Origin of the sequence: Mesorhizobium sp. M4A.F.Ca.ET.050.02.1.1 (assembly GCF_003997725.1) — a bacterium.
Classification (GTDB): domain Bacteria; phylum Pseudomonadota; class Alphaproteobacteria; order Rhizobiales; family Rhizobiaceae; genus Mesorhizobium.
In genome coordinates this window covers 1-2,388 of sequence record NZ_RZSG01000871.1, presented here as the reverse complement: position 1 = coordinate 2,388, position 2,388 = coordinate 1, and the positions used below count along the sequence as shown (strand labels likewise).

The 2,388-nt window shown below is 61.7% G+C and carries 4 protein-coding genes; 1 reads left to right on the top strand and 3 read right to left on the bottom strand.

Going from position 1 to position 2,388, the window contains the following annotated elements:
- The 3 genes from EOA33_RS32460 to EOA33_RS32450 form a co-directional block, all read right to left on the bottom strand.
- Nucleotides 1–892 (bottom strand): NAD(P)/FAD-dependent oxidoreductase (locus EOA33_RS32460; RefSeq protein ID WP_145989419.1); only part of this gene is annotated, 892 nt, incomplete at its 3' end.
- Nucleotides 893–981: 89 nt separating this feature from the next.
- A complete protein-coding gene (locus EOA33_RS32455; protein ID WP_127407481.1) occupies nt 982–1,302 on the bottom strand; it encodes a 2Fe-2S iron-sulfur cluster-binding protein in 321 nt (106 codons plus the stop codon).
- 189 nt (nt 1,303–1,491) lie between these two features.
- Entirely contained in the window at nt 1,492–1,860 is a 369-nt protein-coding gene (locus tag EOA33_RS32450; RefSeq protein ID WP_127407480.1) for an Hpt domain-containing protein, read from the bottom strand.
- A gap of 288 nt (nt 1,861–2,148) precedes the next feature.
- On the opposite strand from EOA33_RS32450, the gene EOA33_RS32445 reads away from it, so the two are divergent.
- Nucleotides 2,149–2,388: hypothetical protein (locus EOA33_RS32445; RefSeq protein WP_145989418.1), on the top strand; the 240-nt coding region annotated here is incomplete at its 3' end.

Below are 2,388 nucleotides of genomic sequence, written 5' to 3'. Positions count from 1 at the left end.
GCTTCAGCTTGCCGGGATACCAGTTGATGTCGCCGACGGCGAAGATGCCGGAGACCGAGGTCTGGAATTTCTCCGTGTCGACCGGGATCAGGTTCTCATGCAGGTTGAGTCCCCACTCCGCGATCGGCCCGAGCTTCATGGTCAGGCCGAAGAAGGGCAGCATGCGAGTGCATGGCACCTCGATGTCGCCGTCAGGTCCCTTGATGGTCGCCGATGAGAGCTGGCCGTCGGCGCCGGTCAGGCCGCTCACCTGGCCGACCTGGAAATCCAGCTGCTTCATCTCCTGCATGGCGTACATCTTGTTGACGCTGTCGGGTGCGGCCCGGAACTCCGGACGGCGGTGGACCAGCGTCACGCTCCTTGCCACCGGCTGCAGGTTCAGCGTCCAGTCGAGCGCCGAATCGCCGCCGCCGACGATGACGAGGTCATGGCCGCGGAAATCCTCCATGCGGCGCACGGAATAGAAGACGCTCTTGCCTTCATAGGCTTCGATGCCAGGAATGGGCGGCCGCTTGGGCTGGAACGAGCCGCCGCCGGCGGCGATCACCACCACCTTGGCCTCGAACAGCTCGTCCTCGTCGGTGGTGACGCGGAAGCTGCCGTCTTCCAGCTTCTCCAGGCTGGAGACCATGCGATTGTAGGTGAATTCCGGCTTGAACGGGTGGATCTGCTCGAGCAGCTTATCGACCAGGCCCTGAGCCGTGATCAACGGCCAGCCGGGAATGTCGTAGATCGGTTTTTCCGGATAGAGCTCCGCGCACTGGCCGCCGGGCCGGTCGAGGATGTCGATCAGATGGCACTTCATGTCGAAGAGGCCAAGCTCGAACACGGCGAACAGGCCTACAGGCCCAGCCCCGACGATGAGTACGTCCGTCTTGATCGTGTCACTCATGCGATACGCCTTGTTGCCAATCCGGGGCGAGACTGCATGAGCAACGGCCTGCTGCCAAGCGGCCAAGGCAAAATTTGGCTGGCCGAGGGTCAGCCCTGGCGGGCCGGCACGCGCACGACCAACCCGTCGAGGGCGTCGCGCACCTTGATCTGGCAGGACAGGCGCGAGTTCGGCTGGACGTCATAGGCGAAGTCCAGCATGTCCTCCTCCATCGCCTCCGGCTCGCCGACTTCCGCCGTCCAGGACTCTTCGACATAGACATGGCAGGTTGCGCAGGCGCAGGCGCCGCCGCACTCGGCCTCTATCCCCGGGACGGCGTTGCGGATGGCGTTCTCCATCACGGTCGAGCCGTTTTCGGCATCCATGTCGAACTGTGTGCCGTCATTGGCAATGAAGGTCAGCTTGGTCATTTGTCACCTGAAGGGGAGTTCCAGCCGAGATAATCACTCCGGCGGACAAGTCAACTGCGGCGCGAAAACGCCGCGCCGTGACGTTTTTTCGGAAATCCGGCCAAAGCGCGTCCGGCGGGCGCCGCGCTTAGGTTGTTGTTTCGCGCATGTCGCCATCCCGGGACCGCCGCACACTTTTGAGCGATTGTCCTAGCGGCTGATGGCGGCAATGAAATCGCGCACTTCCTCGATTAGCACGCCGAGCCGCTTGAGGGTCTTGATGTCTTCGGGCTGGCCTTCGAGGGCCGCGGCGCAATCGGCGATTGCAAACGCACCCACCCCGCGCGCCGAGCCCTTCAGCCCATGCGCCAGGAGCAGCCTCTCCTTGACGTCCGCGTCGAGGATCTTGTCGCGCACGGCAAGCGCCTGCTGTACGAACAGCGCCAGCACCTCCTGCTCAAGGGCGCGATCGCCCATCGTCTGGCGCGAAAGATGCGCGAGATCCACAGGTCGTGACTGGGCCGTTCCCGACACGTCGCCGCCGGGCATGGAAAAGGCAATGCCGCTTTCGCCGCGCATGGATATTGCAGCTCCTAGGTGTCTGACTGCCTGGAAAACTAGGCGAATCCCGTAGCAAACGGGTTAATGATTGGTCTGAAAAAATGTTGACAGGGAGGCGCCGAAATCACGTCTCCGTTAACCCTATATTTAAAGTTTTACGTATCGCCCAGAATGCAGGTTTTCTTTACCCCTGTGTGTCATTACGATACGAGGGTCCATTTTCAGCCTCCTGCGTGGGATAAGACAAGCCAGAATCTCGGGCCAAAATCATAAGTTCCTCGGCAGCTAGTACAGGGTAGCGAAGGCATGGCGAAGAAACCAACGACACGAACTCTCGACAGCGACGTAGCCAAGGAACTCGAACGGGCGCTCGACCTGGATTTGAGCGTAGAGGGAGATGGCGACGGCGGCCTCGATATGGCGGCGTCGATGGAAGACCTGGAAGCGCAGATTTCAGCCGCGGCTGACGAGCTGGCGCGCGAAGGGCGCAGCCAGAAGGAGGAGCCGGCGGTCGTTCAGAACCAGAACGCAAAACCAGCACAGAAC

Coding starts and splice junctions, on each gene's coding strand:
- EOA33_RS32455 (WP_127407481.1), bottom strand. CDS start 1,302: ATGACCAAGCTGACCTTCATTGCCAATGACGGCACACAGTTCGACATG.
- EOA33_RS32450 (WP_127407480.1), bottom strand. CDS start 1,860: ATGCGCGGCGAAAGCGGCATTGCCTTTTCCATGCCCGGCGGCGACGTG.